Below are 25,773 nucleotides of genomic sequence, written 5' to 3'. Positions count from 1 at the left end.
TGTCTACACCCTCTTAGCGGCCTTCCGGAAACGGGCGGGCCAGAGGCGTTGGTCCTGCAAATCACACTTTAGAGGGATCTAGCGTCAGGGCGTGCTGGCTATAGTCAGCACAGGGAATGAGCAAGAGCGGAGCTGGCTGTGTGTAGTGATTCGAAGACAGAGTCGTTTTTGGATTTTCCCACTGCCATAACAATAAAACACAAGGAGTAGCGTCGATGACAAGCACACCCCCATTCTGGCGTCGGGCCAGGCTGCCTCTGGCCGTCAGCCTTGCTTCCTCGCTCGCCGGCCCGGCCTTTGGCGTGACCTTCAACGTCGGTGAGATCGAAGGCAGTTTCGACTCATCGCTGTCGGTAGGTGCCAGCTGGTCGACTGCAAACCCCAATAAAAACCTGATCGGTGCCAACAATGGCGGGCGTGGTCTGTCGCAGACCTCCGATGACGGCCATTTGAACTTCAAACGTGGGGAGACGTTTTCGAAGATTTTCAAGGGCATCCATGACCTGGAACTCAAGTACGGCGATACCGGCGTGTTCCTGCGTGGCAAATACTGGTACGACTTTGAGCTCAAGGATGAAAACCGCGAGTTCAAGGACATCAGCGACTCGGGCCGCAAAGAGGGCGCCAAGTCGTCCGGGTTCCAGTTGCTGGATGCGTTTGTCTACCACAACTATTCGATCGCTGATCAGCCAGGTGCCGTGCGCTTCGGCAAGCAGGTCATCAGTTGGGGTGAAAGTACCTTCATTCAGGGCGGCATCAACAGCGTCAACCCGGTCGATGTCTCGGCCTTTCGGCGTCCAGGCTCTGAAATCAAGGAAGGCCTGATTCCGGTCAACATGTTCTACCTGTCGCAAAGCCTGACCGACAACCTGTCTGCCGAGGGCTTCTACCAGCTGGAGTGGGACCAGACTGTCGTCGACAACTGCGGCACCTTCTTCTCGCAGCCGGACGTGATCGCCGATGGCTGCAACAACAACCTCGCGGTATTGCGCAGCCGCAGCGGCCTGAACAGTTCGCTGACGGCTGCCGGTTTGCCAGCAGGCGCACGCGGCGCGGTGTTCAACTCGTTGTCGCAGCAGGGCGTAGTGTTCGGTAACCCGGATGAGGGCGCTGTGGTGCGCCGTGGGCCTGACCGCGATGCGCGTGACAGTGGCCAGTTCGGCTTTGCCTTGCGTTACAACTTCGAGCCGCTGGATACCGAGTTCGGTGCGTACATGATGAATTACCACAGCCGTGCGCCGATCTTCAGCGGACGCGGCGGCTCGGCTGCTTCGTTCAGCCCTCAAGGCCTGGTGGGTTCGCTGGTCCGTAACGGTATACCGGCAGCAACGGCGACGCGACTCGCACCCACGCTACTGCCGGTTGTCGTGGCAGGCAACTCCAGTTACTACGTCGAATACCCGGAAGACATCCGTCTGTACGGTCTGAGCTTCTCGACCACCTTGCCTACCGGCACCGCGTGGAGCGGCGAGATCAGCTACCGCCCGAATGCACCGATTCAGGTCAACACCACCGACATCCTGTATTCGGGTATTTCGCCGCTCAACCCCAACGTTTCGCTGCTGAGCGGGCAGCCCAATACTGATCAGCCCGGTTATCGCCGCAAGGAAATCACTCAACTGCAAACCACGTTCACCCAGTTCTTCGACCAGGTCATGGGCGCAGAGCGTCTGACGGTGGTCGGTGAAGTGGGCTGGACCCACGTGGGTGGCCTGGAAAGCACTTCCAAAATTCGCTACGGCCGTGACCCTGTGTACGGTCCTGGCCCGCTGCCTGGCGGCCAATGCGCGACGCTCAACGCAGGCACGCTGACCGGTGCCGAGCAGAACAACCTGACCCGTTATTGCGAAGACGACGGCTTTACCACGGCCAACTCCTGGGGCTACCGCGCCCGTGCCATCTGGGATTACAACAGTGTGTTTGCCGGGGTCAACCTCAAGCCGAGCGTGGCCTGGTCGCACGACGTCAAAGGCTATTCGCCGGGCCCTGGCGGCAACTTCGAAGAGGGACGCAAGGCCGTCAGCCTGGGGCTCGATGCCGAGTACCAGAACACCTACACCGCGAACCTTTCCTATACCAACTTCTTTGATGGCAAATACACCACGGTTGATGACCGGGATTTCGTGGCGCTCAGCTTTGGCATGAACTTCTAAGAGCATGGTTTTCAGGATGACGATGAATATGAAAATAACAAAAAGTCTGTTGCAAGCCGGGGTTCTGGGCATGTCGTTGCTGGCGACCAGCGTGATGGCGGCGGTCTCCGCCTCCGAAGCGGCAAAGCTGGGTACCTCGCTGACGCCGATGGGCGCTGAAAAGGCTGGCAATGCGGCCAACACCATCCCTGCCTGGAGCCCGCTGCCGAAAAATGCCGGAGCGGTGGACAGCAAAGGGTTCCTCGCCAACCCGTATGCCAGCGAAAAGCCGTTGTTTACCATCACCGCGGCCAATGTAGAGCAGTACAAGGACAAACTCGCACCGGGCCAGTACGCGATGTTCAAACGTTATCCGGACAGCTACCGGATTCCGGTCTACCCGACCCATCGCGGTGCCACCGTGCCGGATGAAGTGTTTGCCGCCATCAAAAAGAACGCGACGACCACCAAACTGGTCGGTGGCGGCAGCGGTCTGGAAAACTTCGATACGGCCATCCCGTTTCCGATCCCGGCCAGTGGCGTCGAGGTTATCTGGAACCACATCACCCGTTACCGGGGCGGCAGCGTCAAGCGTCTGGTTACCCAGGCCACGCCACAGCCCAATGGCTCGTACAGCCTGGTGTATTTCTCCGATCAATTCGTGTTTCGCGACAAGATGAGGGATTTCGATCCGAAAAACCCGGGCAACATCCTGTTCTACTTCAAACAGGAGGTGACCGCCCCAGCACGTCTGGCGGGCGGTGTGCTGCTGGTGCATGAAACCCTGGATCAGGTCGCCGAACCGCGCTCGGCATGGCTGTATAACGCCGGTCAGCGCCGTGTAAGGCGTGCGCCGCAGGTTTCGTATGACGGGCCGGGCACCGCGTCGGATGGTCTGCGTACTTCCGACAACCTGGACATGTACAACGGCGCGCCTGATCGCTATGACTGGAAACTGATCGGCAAGCAGGAAATGTACATCGCTTCCAACAGCCACAAGCTGGACGATCCGACGCTCAAGTACGCTGACATCATCAAGGCTGGCCATATCAACCAGGACTTGACCCGCCATGAGCTGCGTCGCGTCTGGCACGTGACCGCCACCCTCAAGGAAGGTCAGCGTCATATCTACGCCAAGCGTGACTTCTTCATCGACGAAGACACCTGGCAGGCCGCCGTTATCGACCACTATGACGGCCGTGGCCAGCTGTGGCGCTTTGCCGAGGCACACTCGGAAAACTACTACGACAAACAAGTGCCTTGGTACGCGATTGAAACCCTGTACGACATGCAATCCGGTCGCTACGTGGCACTGGGCATGAAAAACGAAGAGAAGAGGGCGTATGAGTTCGGCTTCACTGCCGGCACCAGCGACTTCACCCCCAACGCGCTGCGTCAGGAAGGGGTTCGTTGATACCTGACCGATACACGCTGTAAATCAATGTCTTGGTCATGTGCTTGAAAAGCCCCTTTAATGGGGCTTTTTCACGTAGAGGACACGGTCTTATAAGCTGTAGGAATTTTGTTACAGTCTTTTCCTTGATGACCTTTCAAAAGAGGCGATTTACCCGCTAGTCTCCGAACACCGCTATGCCGCAACAACGATTTTCACACGAGCCGGCCATGACTGATCTGTCCCGAATGCAAGGGTTCGCAGACAGCGCGATTCCTGCGTTGGAGGGGCGATTTTTTCGCCCGCCACTCCCTGAGGGTTACGTCCCTCGTTCCCGCCTGTGCCAACGCCTCGAGGACGGGCTGAGCGGCAGGTTGCTGCTGGTATGCGCCCCGGCCGGGTTTGGCAAGAGTTCGCTGGCCGACGAGTTCTGTCAGGGCTTGCCGGACAAATGGCAGAACGTATGGCTGGGGCTGAGCGCGCGGGACAGCGACCCGGGTCGTTTTCTGGAGCGTTTGCTGGGCAGCCTGCAGCAGTTTTTCCCGCAACTGGGCACGCAGGCAATGAGCCTGCTGAAAATGCGTCAGCGCCATCAGCCGTTCGCGTTCGAGGAATGGCTCGACGGTCTGCTCGACGAACTGGCCATGCACCTGATGCTGAGCAAACCGCTGCTGTTGGTGCTGGATGATTATCATCTGGCCCAAGGCCCGGTGCTTGACCGCTGCCTGCAGTTTTTTCTCAATCATTTGCCGGTTGGGCTGGTGGTCATGGTGACCAGCCGACAGCGCCCGGACTGGCACCTGGCACGCCTGCGTCTGACGCGCCAGTTGCTGGAAATCAACGAGCAGGATCTGCGCCTGACGCACGCGGAATCAATGGCAGTGCTGGACCGCCATAGCAGCTCGCTCGACAGTGAGGTGCTGCAAAACCTGATTCAGCGTAGCGAAGGCTGGGTGGCCGGGTTGCGATTCTGGTTGCTGGCAGCGTCTGAAGCGGGCGATGAAAGCGCCTTTTCGCAGGCGCTGCGCGGCAGTGAGGTGCTGATTCGCGAGTACCTGCTTGAAGAGGTGATCGACTGCCTGCCGACCGATGTTCAGGCGTTTCTTTATGACACTGCGTGTCTTGAGCGTTTTTGCGCCGGGCTGTGCGACGCCGCGCGGGACAGCCATGACAGCGTCGAGATGATCCGTTATCTACAGGCGCATCAGGTCTTTTTGGTGCCGCTGGACGAGCAGGGCCACTGGTTTCGCTATCATCATCTGTTTTCCGATCTGTTGCGCGCGCGTCAGGCTGGCGGCGCGCAACCGACCCGGCTGCACCTTAATGCCTGTCGCTGGTTCAGCACTCAGGGCCAGCTGGATGAAGCGGTGGAACAGGCATTGCGCGCCGGGCATCTGGATGTGGCCGCCAATCTGGTGCAGAGCCTCTCTGAAGAGCAATTGCTGGCCGAGCAGAATGTCGGCATGTTGCTGCGCTGGAAGATGGACTTGCCGGATGATCTGTTGACCAGCACGCCACGCTTGATTGTGCTCTACGCCTGGGCGCTGGGGCTGGCCTGCCAGCTGGACGCCGCCGAGGAACTGGCCAATCAATTGAGCCGGTTCCTGCCAGCGCCCTCGGCGACTGCGCAAAAATCCATGCTCGCGCAGTGGCTGGCGCTCAGCGGCATCATCGCGCGTGGCCGTGGAGACAGTGAAAAGACCGAACGCTATTGCACTGAAGCCCTGCTGACCTTGCCGGAAAAACGCTATGGCCAACGGCTTGTCTGCCTGTCGACGCTGGCCAACCTTGCGGTTGCCAATGGTGATCTGTGGCGCGCCCGCGTGTTGAATCGTGATGCGCTGGAGCTGGCACAGCGGGTTGCCAATCCACTGTTCGAAGCGCTGGCGCATTACGATCGCGCCAGGGTCTTGCAGGCTCGAGGCGAAATTCTGCGTGCGCTTGATGAAGTACGCCGGGGGCAGCAGCGCCTCAAAGGGTTGTCCACCGTGCGCTTGTACGCAGTTCGCGCGCGCCTGACGCTGTATGAAGGCTATTTGCTGACCCTGCGCCTGCAAGTGGACCAAGGGCGGGTTTTATTGCTGGCCGGGCTGGCCGAAGCGCGCGCCTGTCGCGACATCAGTGTGCTGATCGGCCACTGCGTGATTGCCACCATGGAGGGCTGCGCCGGTCGGTTTGCCGAAGCTTTCGCCGAACTTGCCGAGGTCGAACGTTTGATGCACATCTGGGATGTGCCACCGATCTACTATCTGGCGATGGTGACTCTGGTGAAATGCGAATTGTGGCTGCTGCAAGGGCGCATGGACCTCGCCGAAGCCTGGTTGTTGCGCCTGACTCAGGCCTACAACGGCGAGCCGGGCGCTGCGGCCCCCGAGTGTCATCCGCAACTGCCACAACACATCGAATTGCAGCGTGCGGTGCTGGATCGACTGCAGGGTGATGATGTTGCCAGCGAGCAACGTTTGCAGGCGCTGGAGCGGCATGCCCGGGAGGTGGGCGCGCCACTGCTCGGGCTTATCGCGATGACTCAGCAGATAGGTCTGCTGCTGAGCCAGACGCGTCGCGACGAAGCGCGAGAGCTGCTGCTGCGCAGCCTGCAGTCAGCGGCCGGAGGGGCTCTGATCCCCTTCAAAACGCTACTGGGCGAGCACTCCCAGTGGCTGCATGAGCAACTGCTGCAACTGCCGCCCTGCAAGGTTCGCGAGGCCTTGCTGGAAGAGCTCCCGGCCTCCTGCACACCGACACCCGAGCCTGCGCATGACAGCGACTGCCTGAGTGTGCGTGAGCTGGGCGTACTGCATTTGATTGCACAGGGCTGTTCCAACCAGGAGATCAGCGAGCAACTGTTCATTTCCCTGCACACCGTCAAGACTCACGCCAGCCACATCAACAGCAAGCTAGGCGTCGAGCGGCGTACCCAGGCGGTGGCGAGGGCGAAGGTACTGGGCTTGCTGGGTTAGCCGGCAGGGCGACTCATCAACTGATCAGGCCGGGCTGCCCGCCCACAGCGTATCAACCTCTTCCATACCCCAGTCGGTCGGCGTTTCGATTTTGACGATCGCGTCCGGGTCGGCAAAACTGCCCAGATCGATGATCTGCGCGGCGAACGTCTTGCCGGTCCGCGCCGACATGAAGACCTTCACTCTCGGTTTCAGCAGCGACGCCTCACTTTGCTCGACCACAACGCCGAGACGCCCGCTTTCCAGACGCACCAGCGTACCGGTCGGGTATATGCCCACGGTCTTGACGAAGCTTTGAAACACCACATCATCAAAATGGCCTTTCCATGAAGCCATCTCGCGAATCGAATGGGCAACGCCCCAGCCCTTTTTGTAGGGGCGGTCGGAGGTAATGGCGTCATACACATCGCAGACTGCGGCCATGCGCGCAAAGATGCTGATCTGGTCGCCTTTCAGGCCGTGGGGATAGCCCGAGCCGTCGACCTTCTCATGGTGGTGCAAGCACACATCCATCACCGTCGCCGCCACGGGCTGATTTTCCTTGAGTATCTTCAGACCCAGTTCGGGGTGAGCCTTCATGATCTCGAATTCGTCATGGGTGAGGCGGCCCGGTTTATTGAGTACGTGCGGAGCAATCATCATTTTGCCGACATCGTGCATCAGCCCGGCCACACCCGCTTCGCGCACCTGATCATCAGGCAGGCCCATGCGTCTGGCGAGCGCGACCATCAACGCGCAGACCGCCACCGAATGCATGTAGGTGTACTCGTCGGACGTTTTCAAGCGTGACAGGCTGATCAGCGCATGCGGGTGGCGCAGGATCGAACTGGAGATTTCTTCCACCAGCAACTGCACGTTGTCGACATCCATCGCCTGGCCCATGCGGGCTTCGGTAAACATGGCCATGACGGCGTTTCTGGCTCTACCGCAAATGGCCCGGGCGCGCAGGACTTCCTTGTCCAGACTGGCTGGTGCGGTGTCATCTATGGAGGGTGCTGGTGCTGTTTGAGGTGCCTGTACACGGGTTTTTCCGGTTTCGATCCAGACTTCCCGGGTGCCCGATTGCTGGATGCGCTTGAGCACCTCGACGTCATCAAGCATGACTTCGACCAAGCCTATCCAGAATGGATCGTTGGTCCAGCGGCGACAGATTTTATGGATGTACATGCCAAGGGCAAGCTCAGCGACAGGGATTTTTTTCAGCATGCTTAGTCACCCGGGTGTGTTGGCACGGCAGGCAACGGGCAAGCGAAGAAAGCAGACGGCCAACTGCCAGATGAGGCCAGCAGAGTGCAAGGGCTACCGATCGACATGATTTCACCTCGTTGACTGCAAGGATCATCCTGATCTCAAGGTGCCAGTATAGGGCGCTGCCTGCGAAAAAATCTTGTCTATTTGTTGTGTCAGCAACCCGTCAGGCAGCCCGCAGTGCCCTGTGCAAAACAGGCGCAGTGTAGATTTCCTGACGCGTTCAAGTGCTGAAAAGCATCTTCAGGCAGCGGGTGCCGCACCTGGCAAGTGATGATACTGACGGGCAAAGTACACCAAGGCGTCTGACTCACCCTGATGCCTGATATCCAGCACTTGGCAAAAGAGAATGTCATGTGTGCCGACGCTGACGGATTGGGTCACCTTGCAGTCGAGGGCCAGTTTGGCGCTGTTCAGTATCGGCGCCCCCGTCACCCCGCTTTCCCACTGGCCACCGTCAAAACGCTCCTGCTGTGAGCGCTTGCCACCGAACAGGTTGGACAAGTCCTGCTGACCGTTGCCCAGTGTGTTGACGCATAACAGGCCGTTCTCGATGAAGGTTTCATACACCGAGGCGCTGCGATTGATACAAACCAGTAGCGTGGGAGGCTGATCGGTCACGCTGCAAACCGCTGTCGCAGTCGGGGCCATCGGTGGTAATGACGTTGACGGCTGCAGCAAGGCTGGACATCGCATCGCGAAACGCCAGCTGGCTGACCGGGGCAGCAGGGAGTGTGGCAAGGGTTTCAGAGTCGGCATGCATGGGATGAGTCCTTTCAGGTCTGTGCGTTGAGAAAGTCGAGCAGGGTGCGTTGGAAGGGCAATGGGTCGGTGATGTTCGAGGCGTGGCCGCCATATTCCAGCAGCACCAGCCTGGCGTTGGGCAGTGCCTCGGCGAGATGTTGCGATTGTTGCCAGGGCACCAGCATGTCGTCGCGGTTGGCAATCAGCAGGGTCGGCGTCTGGATACGAGCCAGACTGGCCTCAACGTCGAAGGTTTGCAGTGCATGAATACGTCGCAGCAGGTTGTCGGTGTCGGGAAAATGCGCCAGCGCATGGGCCTCGTCATCGGCCAGTCGGGCACCGTTGGCGGCGATCCAGTCTGCCGGGTAGAGAAACAGTGCCTGCGCTTGCACGTAGGCGTCCGGCCCGCTGTTCAACAACAGTTTTTTGCGCACTGAAAAGCAGCGCGCGCTGTGTGGGTTGGGGCTGCTCCACGCATTGATCAGCACCTGACTTTGCAACAATTCGGGGCGCAACAGCGCAATCTCCAGACCCACCAGCCCGCCCAGCGCATGACCCATGAAATGGCAACGCTGGATATCGAGCGAGTCGAGCAGGGTCAGCAATTCCATGGCCATATGGCGGATCGAATAGTCTGCCGGCAAATCCGCAGGGCTGCGTCCAGTCCCGGCATGATCGTAGACCAGTACGTCATGGTCGCGGGTCAGCGCCGCCAGGTCATCCGCCCAGTAACGGCTGGATCCGCCCAACCCGGAACTGAGCACCAACAGGGGCGCATCGGCATGCTGACATCGATGAATTTCATGAAACATGCACGTTCTCCGGGTGGGCTTCAGGTCGGTTTTTAAGTCAGTGCTCAGCCAATGTGGGCGATGCTGGCGATCTCGATCAGGGCCTCGGGTTTCACCAGGCCGCACTGGATGCAGTAACGGGCCGGTTTCTCGCCCGCGAAGTATTCGGCGTACACCTCGTTGACCTTGGCGTAATCGGCCCAGTCGCGAATCATGATCATGTTGAAGGTGACATCGTCCATTGTCCCGCCAGCGGTTTCGACCACGCTTTTGATGGTTTCCAGCACATGACGGGTCTGAGCGGTCGCATCGCCGACATGCACCACATTGTTGTCCTTGTCGAACGGCAGGGTGCCGGAAACGTAGAGCACGCCATCGGCCATTGAACCCGGCACAAATGGAGCAATGGGCTTGGTGGTGCCAGCGGGAATAATCGCTTTCTTGGTCATGCGTATGTCCTCACGAAGGTTGCCCGACAGGGCTGAAAGTGGTGCAGAAGTCATCGACACTGGAAACCCAGCCGAAGAAGGTTTCGATGTTGAACAGCGCGGCTTGCTGAGCGAATTCGGGGCCTGCCTGATGGGTTGCATCCGCCAGCACCACGCCGAAGTACTCCAGGTGGAAACCGTCACGCAGGGTGGATTCAACGCAGACGTTGGTGGCGATGCCGGTGAACACCAGATTGCGAATGCCGCGGCTGCGCAACACGCTGTCGAAACTGGAATTGAAGAAGCCGCTGTAACGGATTTTCGGCACCACAATGTCGCCAGGCTGTGGCTTGAGTTCATCGACCAGTTGATAGTCCCATCCGCCTTTGGCCAGCAGTTGCCCTTCGAGCTCCGGGCGCTTGCGCATGGTTTTCAGGGCATTGGACTTATGCCAGTTCGGCGAGCCGGGCCCTCCGGCCTCGACATAGGCCGGGTCCCAGCCGTTCTGGAAAAAGATCACCGGTATGCCTGCCGCACGTGCGGCAGCACAGGCCTTGTTGATATTGGCGATAACCGGCCCGGTGCTGCTGACATCGAACCCGGCAAGGTCCAGATAACCCCCCAGCGATGCGTAGGCGTTCTGCATGTCGACGACCACCAGCGCGGTTTCGCCGGGTTTCATGCGCAGCGGCTCGGGGCGGGCGGGCAGCACGCGGGCGGGTTGCCCGTCCGGCAGGTCGACGCCTGCGACAGTTGCCGAAGCATTCATCAGACCACCTCCTTGAGCTGCGCGATGTGCTTGCGACTGGTCATCAGCGGCTGGATTTTCTCGCCGAAATCCTCGACGCCTTTCACGAAGTCATCGAAGGTCAGCATCACGCCCTGAGTCCCCGGCACACTGGCGACTTCATCGAGCATTCGCGCCACGGTGGCCCAAGAGCCGACCAGCGTGCCCATGTTGATGTTGACCGCCGAGGTCGGGTCGGCCATCTGCCGCAGGTTCGAACCGGCGCTCTTATCCGCCGAGCCCTTCTCGCTCAACCAGGCGATGGCCTCTTCGTCGGCACCGTCCTTGATGTGCTCCCAGCGAGCCCTTGCCGCTTCATCGGTATCGTCGGCGATGATCATGAACAGCACGCAGGAGGTAACGTTGCGGCCGGTCTTTTCGTTGGCTTCGATCAGTTTCTGTGCGGTGGGCGCAAAGGCAGTAGGGGTGTTCACGCCTTTGCCGAAGCAGAAGTTGTAATCGGCGTACTGCGCTGAGAAAGCCATGCCTGCTTCACTTTGGCCGGCGCAGATCAGCTTCATATCAGCCTGTGGGCGAGGGCTGACGCGGCAGTCCTGCATGCTGAAATGTTCGCCTTTGAAATCACTGCTGCCGGTGGCCCACAGGTCGCGCAGAACCTGGGCGTATTCGGCCAGGTATTCATAGCGGGTATGGAAGAACTCATCGCCGGGCCACAGGCCCATCTGCTCGTATTCGGGTTTCTGCCAGCCGGTGACCAGGTTGATCCCGAAGCGGCCATTGGAGATCGAATCGATGGTCGAGGCCATGCGTGCCGCGATGGCAGGTGGAATGGTCAGAGTGGCCACGGTGGCGAACAGCTGGATCTTGCTGGTCACTGCCGCCAGCCCCGCCATCAGCGTGAAGGACTCCAGGTTGTGCTCCCAGAACTCTGTCTTGCCGCCGAAGCCGCGCAGTTTGATCATCGATAACGCAAAGTCGAAACCGTAGCCCTCGGCCGTCTGCACGATCTGTTTGTTCAGCTCGAAAGTCGGCATGTACTGCGGTGCGTTGCTGGAAATCAGCCAGCCGTTGTTGCCGATGGGGATGAAGATACCGATGTCCATATAAGGCCTCTCTGCGTTGGTCGATGCGTGCCAGAGCACTTGATTCATCTCTTAATTCGCCATTGCATTAAGCGGGGCATAAATTTTTATTGTTTTTATTCAATCGCTTACAAATAAAACTCATTTTTGCAGACCATTTGATCTGAATCAGAGCACTTGGTTTGTGCAGGGCGCACGCAGATGGGGCAGAGCCGACCGGGTGGGTAACCCATATCGACAAAACAGCTGCGCCCGTTAAGATGCCCGCTCATTTCGGCATCACTGGATGGATGTGCGTGAACAAGAAACCTCCTGTGACGGAGCCCGCGAGCAAGCGCGGACGCAAGGTCAAGCCCGAAACCGTGGTCAAGACCACTCGCGAGCCCAGCGCTACTTCCCTGAAGCGGCGCATGCGCCTGATGGAAGGCAAGCGCACGCTGATTCTCGATGCGGCGCTGGAGATATTTTCCCGCTATGGCGTGCACGGCAGCAGCCTGGATCAGGTCGCGAGCCTGGCGGATGTTTCCAAGACCAACCTGCTGTATTACTTCAGCAGCAAGGATGATCTGTATCTGAACGTATTGCGTCAGTTGCTTGAGGTCTGGCTGAGCCCGCTGGTGCATTTCACTGCCGACAAGGAACCGGTGCAGGCTATCGGCGCCTACATCAAGGCCAAACTGGAAATGTCCCGTGATCACCCGGCCGAATCGCGGCTGTTCTGTATGGAAGTGATGCAGGGCGCGCCACTGATTCAGGGCGAGTTGCAGCACCCGTTGCGCGACACGGTGCAGGCCAAGGTGGCAGTCATTCAGCACTGGATCGACAATGGCCAGTTGGCCCCGATCAACCCGCACCATCTGATTTTCACCCTGTGGGCGACCACTCAGCATTACGCCGATTTCCGCACTCAGGTCGAGGCCGTGACCGGCAAGACGCTGGACGACCCGGTGTTTTTCGAAGAAGTGCTGGCGAGCCTGCGCAGCATGATCCTGGACGGCATCCTGCCGCGTACTGCCTGAAAAATTGCGCGGGCCCCGACACGCGCACCCTGGACGCGCAGCGAATGCAGGTCATGCACAAACCAAGTGCTCTGATTCAGACCATTTGATCTGTTCTGCGCGGTGAAATCGAGTCAGGCCGTTGTTCCATAGCGTTTTCCCGGTAGTGGCATGGATGCTGCTACGGCCTGAGAGTCGGCCACGTGCTGCCCTCATCGGCCATTACCCTCAGGAAAACGTCTATGTACAAGAAACTGTTGCCCGGGACATTGTGTGCGGCTGTAGCGTTCGGGGCCGCCGGCTTCGCTCAGGCCGAGGGCTTGACCCTGAAGGGACCCGCGAAAATCGCCATGGTCTACATCAGCCCGCGCAATGACGGCGGCTGGACTCAGGCATTCGATGAGGCGCGCGTGAAGCTTGAGAAGGATCTGGACACAAAAATCCAGTTCGTGGAAAGCGTGCCCGAGAACGCCGCTGCCATTACCCCCGTTGTCGACCGGCTCATCGCACGCGGTGCCAACATCATCGTCGGCACTGCATTCGGTTACTCAGATACCTTCCTTGCGCTGGCCAAAAAATACCCTGATGTTGCGTTCCTGAACGGCTCGGGCACCACCAACGCGGCGAACCTCGAATCGTTTTATGGCCGTACCTACGAGAGCCAGTACCTGTGCGGCATGGCCGCTGGTGCTGCGTCGAAAACCGGCAAGCTGGGCTTCGTCGCCGCCAACCCGTTCGGCCAGGTCAACTGGACCATCAACGCCTACGAACTGGGTGCCCGGCAGATCAATCCGAAAGCCACCGTCACTGTGGTTTATACCGGCGCCTGGAATGACCCGGTCAAGGAGCGCGCGGCAACCATGGCATTGATCGACAACGGCGTCGATGTGGTCGGCCAGCACGTCGACAGCCCGACACCGCAGATCGTCGCTCAGGAGCGCGGCATTCATGGCACCGGCCACCATCGGGATCTGAGCGAGTTTGCCCCCAAGGCAACCGTCTGTTCTTCGTTGTGGGTCTGGGACCGCTTCCTGGGGCCAGAGCTCAAAAAGGTCATCGCGGGCAACTGGACCCCGCCTGCCAACGGTGCACTGCTGTCGATGCAGCAGGGCGGCACCGATATCACGCTGAGCAAAGACCCGATCATTTCGGAAGACAATCGCAAGAAGATCATGGCCGAGCGTGACGAACTGCTGGCAGGCAGGAAAATCATCTACAGCGGACCGCTGGCGGACCGTGACGGCAAGGAGCGGGTTGAGGTCGGTCAGCAATTGTCTGACCCGGATCTGTGGAAAATGGACTGGTTTGTCGAAGGCGTGAAGACTCAGCAATGAGTCAGGTCAACGCGCTGCAACTCACTGGCATCAGTAAATCGTTCGATGGCTTCAAGGCGCTGATCGATGCCGACTTCACCGCCTGTTGGGGCGAAGTGCATGCGTTGCTGGGCGAGAACGGTGCAGGCAAGTCATCACTGATGAACATTGCAGCTGGGCTGTACGCACCGGAAACCGGCACGCTGCTGCTGGACGACAACCCGGTTCAGCTTCAGGGGCCCAGGGACGCCAGCCGTTACCGGATTGGCATGGTTCACCAGCATTTCAAGCTGGTGAAGCCCTTTACAGTGGCGCAGAACATTCTGTTGGCGCTGCCTGAGCAACCGGGCGAAGGCAGCTATCGCAAGTGTCTGCGTGCGCTGGAGCAAGAGATTGTCAGCAAGGCGGACGAACTGGGGTTTGCGATTGACCCGGCCCGGACCGTCGACAGACTGTCGGTTGCCGAGCAGCAGCGCGTCGAGATTCTCAAGGTGCTGCTGGCCGGTGCGCGCATTCTGATCCTTGATGAGCCGACCGCAGTCCTGACCGATCAGGAGGCCGAACGTTTGCTGCTGACCGTTCAGACCTTTGCGCGGCAGGGCGCTGCGGTGATTCTGGTGACGCACAAGATGGCCGACGTCAAACGCTATGCCGACCGTGTGACCGTGATGCGCGGCGGGCGCACCGTGCAGACTGTTGACCCGCAGAAGGTGAGTGTCGAGCAACTGGTGCAACTGACCGTGGGCGAGTCGGTGCCGGTCGCAGAACATCATTGCGCAACGCCTGGTGAGGTTCGTTTACAGGTACGCGATTTGCGCAGCGTCGGCAGCGGCGCACTCAACGGCGTGAACATGACCCTGCACGCCGGGCAGATCTACGGTATTGCAGGCGTTGGCGGCAATGGTCAGGCCGAACTGGCCAACGCATTGATGGGGCTGCCGCAGGCCACCGAGGGCGAAATCCACATGGCCTCTTTTGGCGACCTGCGCAGTGCGTCGGCTGATCAGCGTCGGCAACTGCGCATCGCTTCCATCCCGGCGGACCGCTACGACGCGGCGCTGGCCGGATCGCTGTCGGTAGCCGAGAACTTCGGCATCGGCAACATCCATAGCGGGCAATACGGTTCTTTCTGGCGTCTGGGCTACAAGCGCCTGAAACAGGACGCGCAACGCGCAGTGGCGGACTTCGATGTGCAGGGCGTGCGCTCTCTCGACCAGAAAGCTGCACTGCTGTCGGGCGGCAACGCACAGAAACTGGTGATCGCCCGTGAATTCAGCCGCGACCCGCAATTGGTGCTGGTGCATAGCCCGAGCCGTGGCCTGGACGTGCGTGCCACACAGGCAGTGCATGCCCGCCTGCGCGCGGCACGCGATGCAGGCGCTGCGGTGCTGGTGATCAGCGAAGACCTGGACGAAGTATTGAGCCTGGCTGACCGTATCGGCGTAATGAACGGCGGGCGTGTCGTCGCCGAGTTCGATTACCCCGCTGACCGTCAGGCTATCGGCAAAGCGATGGTGAGCCATGAGTGACACAACTGCATTGCAACAGACTGCTCCGGCACGCCAACCGTTGCTGTCGCGCCGCTACACGCTGGAACTTCGTCAGCAGACTGGCTGGCCCTTGCAGGCGCTGATCATAGCCCTGGCGTTGCTGGTCGGCCTGGCGATCTGTACCACTATCCTGATTCTTGCCGGGGTGCCTGCTGACGAGTTGCTCAACGGATTCGTCGTTCAAACGGTGTTCGATGCCCAAAACTTCAAGGCTGTGCTGTTTCAGGCGTCGCCGATGATTATGGTCGGCCTGGCCGGGTGCATGGCGTTTCGTGCGCGCTTCTGGAACCTGGGGCTGGAGGGCCAGATGATCTGGGGAGCGATTGGCGCCACGGCGATTTCGCTGTTCCAGGTGGGGCCGGAAGTTCTGCGCCTGCCGCTGATGATGGCGGCGGCTGTGATCTGCGGGTTGCTGTGGAGCCTGGGGCCGGTGCTGTTGAAGCTCAAGTGGCAGGTCAACGAGATCATCTCGACCCTGATGCTCAATTACATCGCCGCCAACTTCCTTCTGCATCTGGTTTATGGCAGTTGGAAGGACCCGCGAGACAACTTTCCCTACTCGCCTGCGTTTCAGAGCTTTGAGCGTTTGCCTGATCTGTTTGCGGGGTATAACGCGGCGATCCCCCTGGCGCTGTTGGTCACCGGCCTGACCCTGTGGTTTGTCGGCGTCTCGCGGGCCGGGCTGTACCTGCGCTTCGTCGATGCCAACCCGAAGGTCGCCGGGGCTGTGGGAGTGCCGGTGCGCAAGATGATCATTGGCACTGTGCTGCTTTCAGGTGCACTGGCGGGGCTCGCAGGTTTCGTTGTGACGTCCGGGCAGGAAGGGCGCCTTACCCAGTCGTTCTATCAGGGATACGGGTTTTCCGGGATTCTCATCGCCTTTCTGGCCCGCAATAACCCGGTGGCCGCCACCGTCGTCGCGCTGCTGATCGCCATGTTGTTCGTGGCCGGGCGCAACCTGCAGGTGTTCTACCAGATTCCGTTTTCGATGGTGCAGTTGATCCAGGCAATCCTGGTGATCTGCGTCGCGTCGTCGGACTTTTTCATCCGCCATCGCCTGCGGCGCATTCAGGCAGGAGAACGTTGATGGAGCTTATTTCCCACTGGTTGGGCAGCGCACCGGATTTCGCCGTGCCGTTTGCGCTGGCCGCACTGGGCCTGATCCTCATCGAGCGCAGCGGTGTACTGGCGCTGGGCGTCGAGGGGCTGATGCTGGTCGGCGCATTGGCAGGCATCGGTATGCAGTTGAGCCTGGGCTCGCCTGGTCTTTCGCTGCTGGCGTCGATGGTGGCGGCAGGTCTGGTTTCGTTGCTGTTTGCGCTGATGGTGTTGGTGCTGCGGATCAATCAGGTGATTGCCGGCCTGGCGCTGGTGTTCTTCTGTCGGGCTGCTGGGTACGCTGCTTGGCTGGACCAACCGGCCAGTCAGCGGCTTGCAGGCGGTGGAACTATGGCCTTTGTCCGAGCTGCCGGTGGTGGGCCGGGTCTTTGTGCAGAACCCGTTGGTGTACCTGACCGTGGTGATTTTCATCGCGGTGGTCTGGCTGCTCGATCGTACGCGCACCGGGCTGCGTCTGCGCGCGGTCGGCGAGAACCCGCAGGCCGCCGATGCCGCAGGCATTTCTGTGTTGGGTTACCGCCTGGCGGCAATTGTCGCCGGTTCTGCATTGATGGGGCTGGCGGGCGGCTTCATTGCCGTACTCAGTACCAAGATGTGGATCGCGGACATGACAGGCGGACGCGGCTGGATTGCGGTTTCGCTGGTGATCTTCGCGCGCTGGTCGCCCTGGCGTGCGTTGGCCGGTGCTTTGCTGTTCGGTGGCATCGAGGCGCTGATTCCGCAATTGGCGGCCACGGGGGTGCGCCTGCCTCAGTATTTCGTCTTGATGACGCCCTACGCGGTCACGTTGTTGGTGATGGTCTGGGTGGCAAGCGGCAAGCGTCAATCCAGCAGTCAGCCGGGTGCGTTGGGCGAGCCTTATATTCGTGAGGAACGACGCTGAGCAAAACACGTCAAGCGCCGTAATACGGGCGGTTCAGCAGGGGTTAAGGAATTTTTGACAGCCGGCATGCTCTAATCCGGTTACCAGCGTTCGTCAAAACCAGGAGCTCCTGAATGTTTACCTCGCGTCGTTTGATCATTGTTGCCACCGCCGTAGCCATGCTGTCGGGCTGTGCAACATCCAATCCCTATGACAATCAAGGCCAGGCGCAAAGCTCCGGTGGCATGAGCAAAACAGCCAAGTACGGCGGACTCGGCGCATTGGCCGGTGCAGTAGCAGGTGCCGCCATCGACCACAATCATCGTGGCAAGGGCGCATTGATTGGTGCTGCCGTTGCGGGCGCTGCATCGGCGGGGTATGGCTATTACGCAGACAAGCAGGAAGCAGCATTGCGCGCGAGCATGGCCAATACTGGCGTCGAGGTGCAGCGTCAGGGTGACCAGATCAAACTGATCATGCCAGGTAACATCACGTTCGCAACGGACTCTTCGGCAATCGCCAGCAGCTTCTATTCGCCGCTCAACAACCTGGCGAATTCACTCAAGCAGTTCAACCAGAACAACATTGAAATCGTCGGTTACACCGACAGCACCGGCAGCCGCCAGCACAACATGGACCTGTCGCAGCAGCGCGCACAAAGCGTTGCGACTTACCTGACTTCGCAGGGCGTTGATCAATCGCACCTCTCCGTGCGCGGCGCGGGCCCCGACCAACCGATTGCCAGCAACGCCGATGTCAATGGCCGCGCCCAGAACCGCCGCGTCGAGGTAAACCTCAAGCCGATTCCGGGTCAGCAGTACTGATCAACAACGTTGCGTCGCGGGTTGGTTGAATGCGGGGCAAAGTGGGAGCGAGCTTGCTCGCGAAGGCGATGGCTAAAACGCTAGTTTTGCGGCGGCCTTTATGGCCTTTTCGCGAGCAAGCTCGCTCCCACGAGTCACTATCCATGCTGCGCTGGATACTGCTCATGCAGCCGGTCCAGCAGCCCGTCTTTTTCTTCCCATAGCGCATTGATCCACTGCTGGAATTCCAGGCGGTACTCGCCGTCCTGGTCGTAATTTTTGCCGAGAAACTGCTGCGGGATTTTGATCTCTTCGAAGTGGGCAACCACTTCCCTCACGTTACCGCACAGCAGATCCCAGTAGCCGGGTTGTCCGCCAGGGTAATGGATGGTCACGTTGATGATCGACTCCAGTTGTTCGCCCATCGCATCGAGCACGAAGGCAATGCCGCCAGCCTTGGGTTTGAGCAAGTGGCGGAAGGGCTAGTTCTGCTGCGCGTGCTTACCGGCGGTGAAGCGCGTGCCTTCTGCGAAGTTGAAAATCCCCACCGGGTTGTGACGAAACTTCGCGCAGGTGCGGCGGGTGGTTTCCAGATCCTTGCCTTTCTTTTCCGGGTGTTTCGCAAGGTACGCCTTGGAGTAACGCTTCATGAACGGAAAACCCAACGCCCACCACGCCAGGCCGATGATCGGGACCCAGATCAACTCCTGCTTGAGGAAGAATCTCAACGGACGAATGCGCCGGTTGAGCACGTATTGCAAGACCATGATGTCGACCCAGCTCTGGTGATTGCTGGTGACCAGATACGAGTGTTTGTAATCGAGCCCTTCCAACCCGCTCAGGTGCCAGCGGGTGTGGCAGAGCAGCTTGATCCAGGCATTGTTGTTGCCGATCCAGGTTTCATGGATGTGGCTCATCAGCCAGTCGGTAAAGCGCTGTGCCGCAGAGAAGGGCAGGCAAATCTTGAGGATCGTGACCGCGAACAGCACCGTGCAACAGACGATGGTGTTCAGCGCCAATAACAGCGATGCGATGACGCCGCGCAACGGGGCAGGCAGAAAATCCATGAAGGAGATGGCTCCGGAAGTTGTCGAAAGCCGCAGATGGGTCTGCGGCATCATGAGTAGGCATCAGGACAGCGTGTCGGCCTGTATCGCCGTCAGTGCGATGGTATAGACGATGTCATCCACCTGTGCGCCACGTGGCAGGTCGTTCACCGGCTTGCGCAGGCCTTGCAGCATCGGGCCAAGGCTTACACAGTCGGCACTGCGTTGCACCGCCTTGTAGGTGGTATTGCCAGTATTGAGGTCCGGGAACACGAACACGTTGGCACGTCCTGCCACCGGGCTGTCCGGAGCCAGCTGTCGGGCGACATGTTCGTTGGCGGCCGCATCATACTGCAGCGGCCCGTCGATCAATAGATCGCGCCGGGTTTCCCGTGCCAGTTGCGTTGCTTCGCGGACCTTCTCCACTTCTTCGCCGCTGGCCGAGTTGCCGCTGGAATAGCTGATCATCGCTACCCGTGGCGAAATGCCGAACGCAGTGGCTGAGTCGGCGCTTTGCAAGGCGATCTCGGACAGCTCGCTGGCACTCGGATGCGGGTTCATGATGCAGTCGCCGTACATCAGCACCTGCTCGGGGAACAGCATGAAAAATACCGAAGACACCAGCGTGCAGCCCGGCGCGGTCTTGATCAGTTGCAGGGCCGGCCGGATGGTGTTGGCGGTGGAGTGAATGACGCCCGATACCAGCCCGTCGACTTCGTCCAGCGCCAGCATTACGGTGCCGATGACCACCGGGTCTTCGAGCTGTTGCTCGGCCATGGGCGCGTTCAGGCTTTTGTTTTTGCGCAGTTCCACCATCGGCGCAACATAGCGCTCGCGAATCAGCTCCGGGTCAAGAATCTCCAGCCCCGGTGGCAGCTCGATACCGTGTGCCTGAGCCACGGCCTGCACTTCCTCGGGTCTGGCCAGTAACACACAGCGCGCGATACCGCGCGCCTGGCAGATGGCCGCCGCCTGAATGGTCAGCGGTTCGTTGCCTTCGGGCAGGACAATACGCTTGTTGGCTGCCTGTGCTCGCTGGATCAGTTGATAGCGAAACACGGCAGGCGACAGGCGCAGCTCGCGGGGTGTTCCGCAGCGCTGGTGCAGCCAGCCGGCGTCCAGATGGCCGGCCACGAAATCGGTGATGTTTTCCGCGCGCTCGCGGTCATCGATGGGGATTTCCTTGTTTAACTGATTGAGCCGGTTTGCCGTGTCGTAGGAACCGCTGCTGACCGACAGCACAGGCAGACCGGCCTGGAATGCACCTCGGCACAGTTCCATGATGCGCGGGTCGGGCACGGTATCGCTGGTCAGCAACAGGCCCGCCAGCGGTACGCCATTTATTGCCGCCAGGCTCACTGCCAGAATGATGTCGTCACGGTCGCCCGGCGTCACGACCAGCACGCCCGGCTTGAGCAGTGGAACGGTATTGAGCACCGTTCGGGCACAGATAATGATTCTGGACATGCGCCGCTGATCGTAATCGCCTGCGTTGAGTACCTGCGCGCCTAGCAATTCGGCCACATCACGAGTGCGCGGCGCATTCAGTTCAGCACGATAGGGAATGCAGCCCAGCAGTCGGAAATCGCCACTGCGCAGCAGTGGAGAGTGCTCTTTCAGGCGAGAGGCGAAGACTTCCATGCTCTCTTCGGTGCGCACCTTGTTGAGTATCACGCCCAGCACCTTCGGGTCCTTGGGGCCACCAAACAGCTGGGCCTGCAATTCGACCCTGCCCGACAGCTCGGCAAGCACTTCGTTTTCCGGGGCAGAGACCAGAATGACGTCAGCATCCAGGCTCTTGGCCAGATGCAGATTGACCCGCGCGGCATAGCTCGCGCTGCGGGTCGGGACCATGCCTTCGACCACCAGCACGTCCTTGCCGGCAGCTGCCTGTTGATAAAGATTGATGATCTCTTCGAGCAGTTCATCCAGTTGACCATCGCCGAGCATGCGCTCGACATGCGCCAGCCCCAGAGGCTTGGGCGGCTTCAGGCCGTGGGTGCGGGCCATCAGTTCAGTCGAGCGCTCGGGGCCCAGATCGCCGGGGTGCGGCTGGGCAATCGGTTTGAAAAAACCTACTTTCAAGCCTGCGCGCTCCAGTGTGCGCACCAGGCCCAGGCTGATAGAGGTCAACCCCACGCCGAAGTCAGTGGGGGCGATAAAAAAAGTCTGCATACTGGCTTCTCGATTGAGCAGTGCAAGGGTCGCAGCACATAGGGAACAGCTGCTGACCAAAAAAGTCCGGAAATCGTCTAACGCGATTTCTCTGCGGCAAGACTATCGTTATCTGCGGCGTTAGCACACCAGCCGCAGCGAAAGGCCTGACCTGTCATCTGTTGGCGTTTTATCGGGTCAAGAACCCAGGCTCGCGACTGCCATGGCGGCTGATGGCGCAGGTGCTGAGTGTGGCCGCAGGACAGCACGGCAATCCAGTGCCCTTCTTGATCCTGTTGCAAGTTGATAACAGTTGAACCTTCCATTCTGGGCCGTTTGTCAGAGTTGCGTTCGCTTTCGGGCGATTGCTTGGTTAAACTTGCTCGTTCTTCAATCTTAAGCAAAAGGTCTTGTCCCCATGCCGATCGCCGCCAATAAGGCTGTCTCCATTGACTATACCCTGACCAACGACGCTGGTGAGGTCATCGACAGCTCTGCCGGTGGTGCGCCGCTGGTTTACCTGCAAGGTGCAGGCAACATCATCCCGGGCCTGGAAAAGGCGCTGGAAGGCAAGGACGTCGGTGACGAGCTGAAGGTAGCCGTCGAGCCGGAAGATGCCTATGGTGAATACTCCGCCGAACTGGTCAGCACCCTGAGCGCCAGCATGTTCGAAGGTGTCGACAAACTCGAAGTCGGCATGCAGTTCCACGCATCCGGTCCGGACGGCGGCATGCAGATCGTGACCATCCGCGATCTGGACGGCGATGACGTTACTGTTGACGGCAACCACCCGCTCGCGGGCCAGCGCCTGAACTTCGACGTAAAGGTTGTGGCTATCCGCGATGCCAGTGAAGAAGAAATGGCTCACGGCCATGTTCACGGTGAAGGCGGTCATCAACACTGATTTGTGCTGCTAAGCTCAGGTCACTGAAAAGGCGCCCTGGCTGTTCTGCGATGACGACTTTCGTTACGCGTGCGGTCACGGTGCCTTTTTTCAGGTTGTGGCTTTGGGTTACTTGTTTCAAAAGGGGTTCTCATGAGTGCTTTTCACGACATCAAATTGAAAGCGCTGGGTGGTCAGGAACTGCCGATGGCGGGTTTCAAGAACAAAGTGGTTCTGGTGGTCAACGTCGCGTCCAAATGCGGGCTGACACCGCAATACGCAGCACTTGAAAACCTCTATCAGCAATACAAGGACAAGGGCCTGGAGATTCTCGGGCTGCCGTGCAACCAGTTTGCCGGGCAGGAACCGGGCAGCGAAAAAGAGATCGCCGAATTTTGCGAACTCAATTACGGCGTGACCTTTACGCTGGGTGAAAAACTCGACGTCAATGGCCCTGACCGGCATACGCTTTATCGCCTGCTGGCTGGCGAAGGCGCCGAGTTTCCCGGGGATATCACCTGGAATTTTGAAAAGTTTCTGGTCGGCAAGAACGGTGGCGTGAGCGCGCGTTTCTCTCCGCGTACTGCACCGGATGATCCCGCAGTGATTCAGGCCATTGAAAAGGCCTTGGCACAAAGCTGATCACCTCATCGAGGTAGCACCGGGTTAGCGTGTGCTTGCCCGGCTGTCTTGCGCCTTGGCGGCTTTTGCACTCAAATCAGCCAAATCAATAGTACTGGGCCAGCGCTGATGCCCAGCGATTTTCTGCGCGCCTGATCCGGCGCTTGTCGCCGTAGTGCAACCATTTTTCCGGAGTTTCGCATGTCGGTAGAAGCCTTGTTTACGCCTTTCCGTCTGGGCAGCCTGGAATTGTCGTCGCGGGTGGTGATGGCACCCATGACCCGTTCGTTCTCGCCGGGACATGTACCCAACTCAAAGGTGATCGAGTACTACCGGCGTCGCGCGGCGGCAGGTGTCGGGCTGATTGTCACCGAAGGAACGACGGTCAACCACAAGGCTTCCAACGGCTACCCGAACGTTCCGCAGTTTTTTGGTGATGCGCCACTGGCGGGCTGGCGCAAGGTAGTTGAGGCGGTGCACGCTGAGGGTGGCAAGATCGTCCCGCAACTCTGGCACGTCGGTGCGGTTCGTCGTATTGGTACCGAGCCGGACGGAAGCGTGCCTGCCTATGGGCCGATGGAGAAGGTCAAGGACGGTCAAGTGCTGGTGCATGGCATGAGCAAACAGGACATCGACGATGTTGTGGCCGCTTTTGCTCAGGCCGCTGTCGATGCCAAGGCGATTGGCATGGACGGTGTCGAAATTCATGGGGCCCACGGTTATCTGATTGATCAGTTCTTCTGGGAGGGCAGCAATCAGCGCAGTGACGAGTACGGTGGCAGCCTGGCCAACCGTTCGCGATTTGCCATCGAGCTGATCAAGGCGGTGCGCGTCGCGGTTGGTGCGGACTACCCGATCATCTTCCGTTTCTCACAATGGAAACAGCAGGATTACACCGCACGTCTGGTGCAGACGCCCGAGGCGCTGGGCGAATTCCTGCAACCGCTGGCTGACGCCGGGGTGGATATCTTCCATTGCTCTACCCGGCGTTTCTGGGAGCCTGAGTTCGAAGGCTCCGAACTGAACCTGGCGGGCTGGACGCGCAAGCTGACCGGCAAACCGACCATTACTGTCGGCAGCGTCGGACTGGACGGCGAGTTCCTGCAGTTCATGGTCAACACCGACAAGGTCGCTCAGCCGGCCAGCCTGGAAAATCTGCTGAAGCGGCTGGGCAACGACGAGTTCGATCTGGTGGCGGTAGGACGTGCGCTGCTGGTCGATCCGGATTGGGCATTGAAAGTGCGCGAGGGCCGCGAGCAGGACATCCTGCCTTTCAGTCGAGACGCACTGATGACACTGGTCTGATCTTCTTGCTGGCTACCGGCCTGATCTCTTTGGCATTTACAGGTTTTTCGCCCGGGCAGGCCTCACGCAATTGCCGTTCGAACTGATCGATTATCGCCGTCCAGCCCTGGCGACTGGCGTGTTGACGAGCATTGAGGCGCACCCGGCGCAATGTTTCGCTGTCTTCCAGCAACCAGCGCGCCGCGTCGATGAATGCCGCCTCGTCACCCGGCATGGCCAAGGCCCCATTGTGGCCATGACGAATATGCTGCCCGGCAGCGGCTTCGTCGTAAGCGACCACACCCAACCCTGAGGCCAGCGCTTCAAGGACCACGTTGCCGAACGTTTCGGTCATGCTGGGGAACAGAAACATATCTGCCGAGGCATAGTGCATGGCCAGCACTTCACCGCGCTGAGTGCCGCAGAAGATCGCATCCGGGATCTGCTGCTCAAGCTGCTGGCGCTGAGGCCCTTCGCCGACAACAATCAGTTTGATATTACGTTGCGGGTAACTGTCCTTGAGCGTTTCGAAGCTGACTTTGAGCAGGCCCAGGTTTTTCTCGGGTGCCAGGCGACCGACGTGTATCACGCCTATATCACCTGCTTGCAGGCCCCAGCTTTCGCGCAGAGTCTGCGAACGCCTGGACGGGTTGAACAACTGGCTGTCCACGCCGCGAGACAACAACTCGATTCTTTCAAAGCCGCGCCGCTCCAGTTCCATCTTCTGGCTGATGCTCGGCACCAGCGTCATGCGCGAGCGATTGTGGAACCAGCGCAGGTAGTGGGTCAGCAGCCGGGTGATAAAACCCATGCCGTATTGCTGTGTGTACTGTGGAAAGTTGGTGTGAAAGCCACTGATCACCGCTATACCCAGACGCCGCGCTGCCCGTAGCGCCGACAGCCCCAGCGGGCCTTCAGTGGCGATGTACAACACATCCGGTCGACGCCGCTGCCAGCGGCGCAGCAGTTTGTGCATCGAAGACTGACCCCATTGCAACCCTGGATAGCCCGGTATCGGCCAGCCCCGGCACAGCAACAGGTCTTCTGCGGCACCTGCATGGGTCTCGTCATTCTGGCGCGGCCGAACCAGCTCGACCCGGTGCCCGCGCAACCGCAACCCTTCACAAAGACGCCCCAGGGTATTGGCAACGCCGTTGATCTCGGGAATGAAGGTTTCAGTAATCAGGGTGACGTTAAGAATTTTGCTCATGGGAGCAGTTTCGGCTGGTTACATTTCGGTTATGTGGCGGTTGTGTGAACTTCAAGTGGCTTCACATCAACCGCCCCGATTCATCTCAATCGGTGATTCTGAGGGTCTGCTATTCGCTCCATGGCTGCAGGTCTCGGCAGAAATCCCTTTTTGTCGACCACAGATCTGCGCTGCTCAAGGCTCATGTTGTCCAAAAAAAAGGTCGAGCGGGGCTGGATATGTTTGCCCAGAGTTGCAGGTTCGGCCGCTGTAAGTTCTTCGACCCTCTGGCTCAATATCTGAGCAAACCTGCCTGATCGCGATTGCGGGAGTGTTTCGAGACCGGCAGGCCGGTTGGTGTTAATGGGTTTGACTGTTGCGGTATTTACGATGTTTTCCATTGCTCTATGGCTCCTGTTGTCTAG

The 25,773-nt window shown here is 59.5% G+C and carries 20 protein-coding genes and 3 pseudogenes; 12 read left to right on the top strand and 11 right to left on the bottom strand.

Features of this window, described 5'->3' with window-relative positions; genetic code table 11:
* Window positions 1–215: 215 nt before the first annotated feature.
* The 3 genes from ALO64_RS09295 (at window position 216) to ALO64_RS09285 (ending at window position 6,485) form a co-directional block, all read left to right on the top strand.
* Window positions 216–2,153, top strand: a complete 1,938-nt coding sequence (locus tag ALO64_RS09295; protein ID WP_005778004.1) for a DUF1302 domain-containing protein — start codon at window positions 216–218, stop codon at window positions 2,151–2,153.
* A gap of 28 nt (window positions 2,154–2,181) precedes the next feature.
* Window positions 2,182–3,546 (top strand): DUF1329 domain-containing protein, encoded by a 1,365-nt coding sequence (locus tag ALO64_RS09290; RefSeq protein WP_044344700.1) that lies wholly within the window; start codon window positions 2,182–2,184, stop codon window positions 3,544–3,546.
* Between the two features lie 209 nt (window positions 3,547–3,755).
* Window positions 3,756–6,485, top strand: a complete 2,730-nt coding sequence (locus tag ALO64_RS09285; protein WP_044344701.1) for a LuxR C-terminal-related transcriptional regulator — start codon at window positions 3,756–3,758, stop codon at window positions 6,483–6,485.
* A 24-nt stretch (window positions 6,486–6,509) separates the two neighbouring features.
* On the opposite strand, the gene ALO64_RS09280 is transcribed toward ALO64_RS09285, so the two are convergent.
* The 6 genes and pseudogenes from ALO64_RS09280 to rutA form a co-directional block, all read right to left on the bottom strand.
* Window positions 6,510–7,691: an HD-GYP domain-containing protein gene (locus tag ALO64_RS09280; RefSeq protein WP_005733226.1), complete on the bottom strand. Its 1,182-nt coding sequence runs from the start codon at window positions 7,689–7,691 to the stop codon at window positions 6,510–6,512.
* Between the two features lie 285 nt (window positions 7,692–7,976).
* A pseudogene (locus ALO64_RS09275) lies at window positions 7,977–8,496 on the bottom strand (flavin reductase).
* A gap of 13 nt (window positions 8,497–8,509) precedes the next feature.
* The gene (rutD, locus tag ALO64_RS09270; protein ID WP_002552193.1) at window positions 8,510–9,289 is read right to left on the bottom strand and encodes a pyrimidine utilization protein D; all 780 of its coding nucleotides are present in this window, start codon (window positions 9,287–9,289) and stop codon (window positions 8,510–8,512) included.
* A gap of 44 nt (window positions 9,290–9,333) precedes the next feature.
* Window positions 9,334–9,717: a pyrimidine utilization protein C gene (gene rutC, locus ALO64_RS09265; protein ID WP_002552194.1), complete on the bottom strand. Its 384-nt coding sequence runs from the start codon at window positions 9,715–9,717 to the stop codon at window positions 9,334–9,336.
* A gap of 10 nt (window positions 9,718–9,727) precedes the next feature.
* Window positions 9,728–10,465, bottom strand: coding sequence for a pyrimidine utilization protein B (gene rutB / locus ALO64_RS09260; protein WP_002552195.1), 738 nt, complete (start codon window positions 10,463–10,465; stop codon window positions 9,728–9,730).
* On the bottom strand, window positions 10,465–11,547 hold the full coding sequence (gene rutA, locus ALO64_RS09255; protein WP_005733224.1) for a pyrimidine utilization protein A: 1,083 nt from the start codon (window positions 11,545–11,547) through the stop codon (window positions 10,465–10,467). The genes rutB and rutA overlap by 1 nt, the downstream gene beginning before the upstream one ends.
* 269 nt (window positions 11,548–11,816) lie before the next feature.
* Here rutA and rutR point away from each other — a divergent pair, with 269 nt between their 5' ends.
* From rutR to ALO64_RS09225, 6 genes and pseudogenes are all read left to right on the top strand, one after another.
* The gene (gene rutR, locus ALO64_RS09250; RefSeq protein ID WP_031595175.1) at window positions 11,817–12,545 is read left to right on the top strand and encodes a pyrimidine utilization regulatory protein R; all 729 of its coding nucleotides are present in this window, start codon (window positions 11,817–11,819) and stop codon (window positions 12,543–12,545) included.
* Between the two features lie 221 nt (window positions 12,546–12,766).
* Window positions 12,767–13,858 carry a BMP family ABC transporter substrate-binding protein gene (locus ALO64_RS09245; RefSeq protein ID WP_044344703.1) on the top strand — a complete coding sequence of 364 codons (1,092 nt, stop codon included), beginning with the start codon at window positions 12,767–12,769 and terminating at the stop codon, window positions 13,856–13,858.
* Entirely contained in the window at window positions 13,855–15,366 is a 1,512-nt protein-coding gene (locus ALO64_RS09240) for an ABC transporter ATP-binding protein (protein WP_044344704.1), read from the top strand. Before ALO64_RS09245 ends, ALO64_RS09240 begins: the two co-directional genes overlap by 4 nt.
* On the top strand, window positions 15,359–16,474 hold the full coding sequence (locus tag ALO64_RS09235) for an ABC transporter permease (RefSeq protein WP_044344705.1): 1,116 nt from the start codon (window positions 15,359–15,361) through the stop codon (window positions 16,472–16,474). The genes ALO64_RS09240 and ALO64_RS09235 overlap by 8 nt, the downstream gene beginning before the upstream one ends.
* Window positions 16,474–17,389: pseudogene (locus tag ALO64_RS09230) on the top strand (ABC transporter permease). Before ALO64_RS09235 ends, ALO64_RS09230 begins: the two are co-directional and overlap by 1 nt.
* A gap of 113 nt (window positions 17,390–17,502) precedes the next feature.
* The gene (locus ALO64_RS09225; RefSeq protein WP_005733218.1) at window positions 17,503–18,192 is read left to right on the top strand and encodes an OmpA family protein; all 690 of its coding nucleotides are present in this window, start codon (window positions 17,503–17,505) and stop codon (window positions 18,190–18,192) included.
* A gap of 137 nt (window positions 18,193–18,329) precedes the next feature.
* Here the strand turns inward: ALO64_RS09225 and ALO64_RS09220 are convergent.
* From ALO64_RS09220 to ALO64_RS24130, 3 genes and pseudogenes are all read right to left on the bottom strand, one after another.
* Window positions 18,330–19,238, bottom strand: a pseudogene (locus ALO64_RS09220) (acyltransferase).
* A 63-nt stretch (window positions 19,239–19,301) separates the two neighbouring features.
* On the bottom strand, window positions 19,302–21,392 hold the full coding sequence (gene pta, locus ALO64_RS09215; RefSeq protein ID WP_044344706.1) for a phosphate acetyltransferase: 2,091 nt from the start codon (window positions 21,390–21,392) through the stop codon (window positions 19,302–19,304).
* Between the two features lie 77 nt (window positions 21,393–21,469).
* Window positions 21,470–21,775: a DUF3565 domain-containing protein gene (locus tag ALO64_RS24130; RefSeq protein WP_005733216.1), complete on the bottom strand. Its 306-nt coding sequence runs from the start codon at window positions 21,773–21,775 to the stop codon at window positions 21,470–21,472.
* A gap of 14 nt (window positions 21,776–21,789) precedes the next feature.
* On the opposite strand from ALO64_RS24130, the gene ALO64_RS09210 reads away from it, so the two are divergent.
* From ALO64_RS09210 to ALO64_RS09200, 3 genes are all read left to right on the top strand, one after another.
* Window positions 21,790–22,275, top strand: coding sequence for an FKBP-type peptidyl-prolyl cis-trans isomerase (locus tag ALO64_RS09210; protein WP_002552205.1), 486 nt, complete (start codon window positions 21,790–21,792; stop codon window positions 22,273–22,275).
* Window positions 22,276–22,407: 132 nt separating this feature from the next.
* Window positions 22,408–22,896: a glutathione peroxidase gene (locus tag ALO64_RS09205; protein WP_044344707.1), complete on the top strand. Its 489-nt coding sequence runs from the start codon at window positions 22,408–22,410 to the stop codon at window positions 22,894–22,896.
* A 180-nt stretch (window positions 22,897–23,076) separates the two neighbouring features.
* Window positions 23,077–24,180 (top strand): NADH:flavin oxidoreductase, encoded by a 1,104-nt coding sequence (locus ALO64_RS09200; RefSeq protein WP_044344708.1) that lies wholly within the window; start codon window positions 23,077–23,079, stop codon window positions 24,178–24,180.
* Here the strand turns inward: ALO64_RS09200 and ALO64_RS09195 are convergent.
* On the bottom strand, window positions 24,149–25,369 hold the full coding sequence (locus ALO64_RS09195; protein ID WP_005733214.1) for a glycosyltransferase family 4 protein: 1,221 nt from the start codon (window positions 25,367–25,369) through the stop codon (window positions 24,149–24,151). The two genes, ALO64_RS09200 and ALO64_RS09195, sit on opposite strands and share 32 nt — an antisense overlap.
* Before the next feature lie 80 nt (window positions 25,370–25,449).
* Window positions 25,450–25,749 carry a hypothetical protein gene (locus tag ALO64_RS09190; protein WP_044344709.1) on the bottom strand — a complete coding sequence of 100 codons (300 nt, stop codon included), beginning with the start codon at window positions 25,747–25,749 and terminating at the stop codon, window positions 25,450–25,452.
* Between the last annotated feature and the right edge of the window lie 24 nt (window positions 25,750–25,773).

Origin of the sequence: Pseudomonas meliae (assembly GCF_001400515.1) — a bacterium.
GTDB classification, from domain to species: Bacteria; Pseudomonadota; Gammaproteobacteria; order Pseudomonadales; family Pseudomonadaceae; genus Aquipseudomonas; species Aquipseudomonas amygdali.
This window is presented reverse-complemented; position numbering and strand designations above follow the sequence as displayed.

What these genes read in the sequence shown, in the direction of transcription:
- ALO64_RS09295 (WP_005778004.1), top strand. Translation starts at nt 216, where the DNA reads ATGACAAGCACACCCCCATTCTGGCGTCGGGCCAGGCTGCCTCTGGCC.
- ALO64_RS09290 (WP_044344700.1), top strand. Translation starts at nt 2,182, where the DNA reads ATGAAAATAACAAAAAGTCTGTTGCAAGCCGGGGTTCTGGGCATGTCG.
- ALO64_RS09285 (WP_044344701.1), top strand. Translation starts at nt 3,756, where the DNA reads ATGACTGATCTGTCCCGAATGCAAGGGTTCGCAGACAGCGCGATTCCT.
- ALO64_RS09280 (WP_005733226.1), bottom strand. Translation starts at nt 7,691, where the DNA reads ATGCTGAAAAAAATCCCTGTCGCTGAGCTTGCCCTTGGCATGTACATC.
- rutD (WP_002552193.1), bottom strand. Translation starts at nt 9,289, where the DNA reads ATGTTTCATGAAATTCATCGATGTCAGCATGCCGATGCGCCCCTGTTG.
- rutC (WP_002552194.1), bottom strand. Translation starts at nt 9,717, where the DNA reads ATGACCAAGAAAGCGATTATTCCCGCTGGCACCACCAAGCCCATTGCT.
- rutB (WP_002552195.1), bottom strand. Translation starts at nt 10,465, where the DNA reads ATGAATGCTTCGGCAACTGTCGCAGGCGTCGACCTGCCGGACGGGCAA.
- rutA (WP_005733224.1), bottom strand. Translation starts at nt 11,547, where the DNA reads ATGGACATCGGTATCTTCATCCCCATCGGCAACAACGGCTGGCTGATT.
- rutR (WP_031595175.1), top strand. Translation starts at nt 11,817, where the DNA reads ATGTGCGTGAACAAGAAACCTCCTGTGACGGAGCCCGCGAGCAAGCGC.
- ALO64_RS09245 (WP_044344703.1), top strand. Translation starts at nt 12,767, where the DNA reads ATGTACAAGAAACTGTTGCCCGGGACATTGTGTGCGGCTGTAGCGTTC.
- ALO64_RS09240 (WP_044344704.1), top strand. Translation starts at nt 13,855, where the DNA reads ATGAGTCAGGTCAACGCGCTGCAACTCACTGGCATCAGTAAATCGTTC.
- ALO64_RS09235 (WP_044344705.1), top strand. Translation starts at nt 15,359, where the DNA reads ATGAGTGACACAACTGCATTGCAACAGACTGCTCCGGCACGCCAACCG.
- ALO64_RS09225 (WP_005733218.1), top strand. Translation starts at nt 17,503, where the DNA reads ATGTTTACCTCGCGTCGTTTGATCATTGTTGCCACCGCCGTAGCCATG.
- pta (WP_044344706.1), bottom strand. Translation starts at nt 21,392, where the DNA reads ATGCAGACTTTTTTTATCGCCCCCACTGACTTCGGCGTGGGGTTGACC.
- ALO64_RS09210 (WP_002552205.1), top strand. Translation starts at nt 21,790, where the DNA reads ATGCCGATCGCCGCCAATAAGGCTGTCTCCATTGACTATACCCTGACC.
- ALO64_RS09205 (WP_044344707.1), top strand. Translation starts at nt 22,408, where the DNA reads ATGAGTGCTTTTCACGACATCAAATTGAAAGCGCTGGGTGGTCAGGAA.
- ALO64_RS09200 (WP_044344708.1), top strand. Translation starts at nt 23,077, where the DNA reads ATGTCGGTAGAAGCCTTGTTTACGCCTTTCCGTCTGGGCAGCCTGGAA.
- ALO64_RS09195 (WP_005733214.1), bottom strand. Translation starts at nt 25,369, where the DNA reads ATGAGCAAAATTCTTAACGTCACCCTGATTACTGAAACCTTCATTCCC.
- ALO64_RS09190 (WP_044344709.1), bottom strand. Translation starts at nt 25,749, where the DNA reads ATGGAAAACATCGTAAATACCGCAACAGTCAAACCCATTAACACCAAC.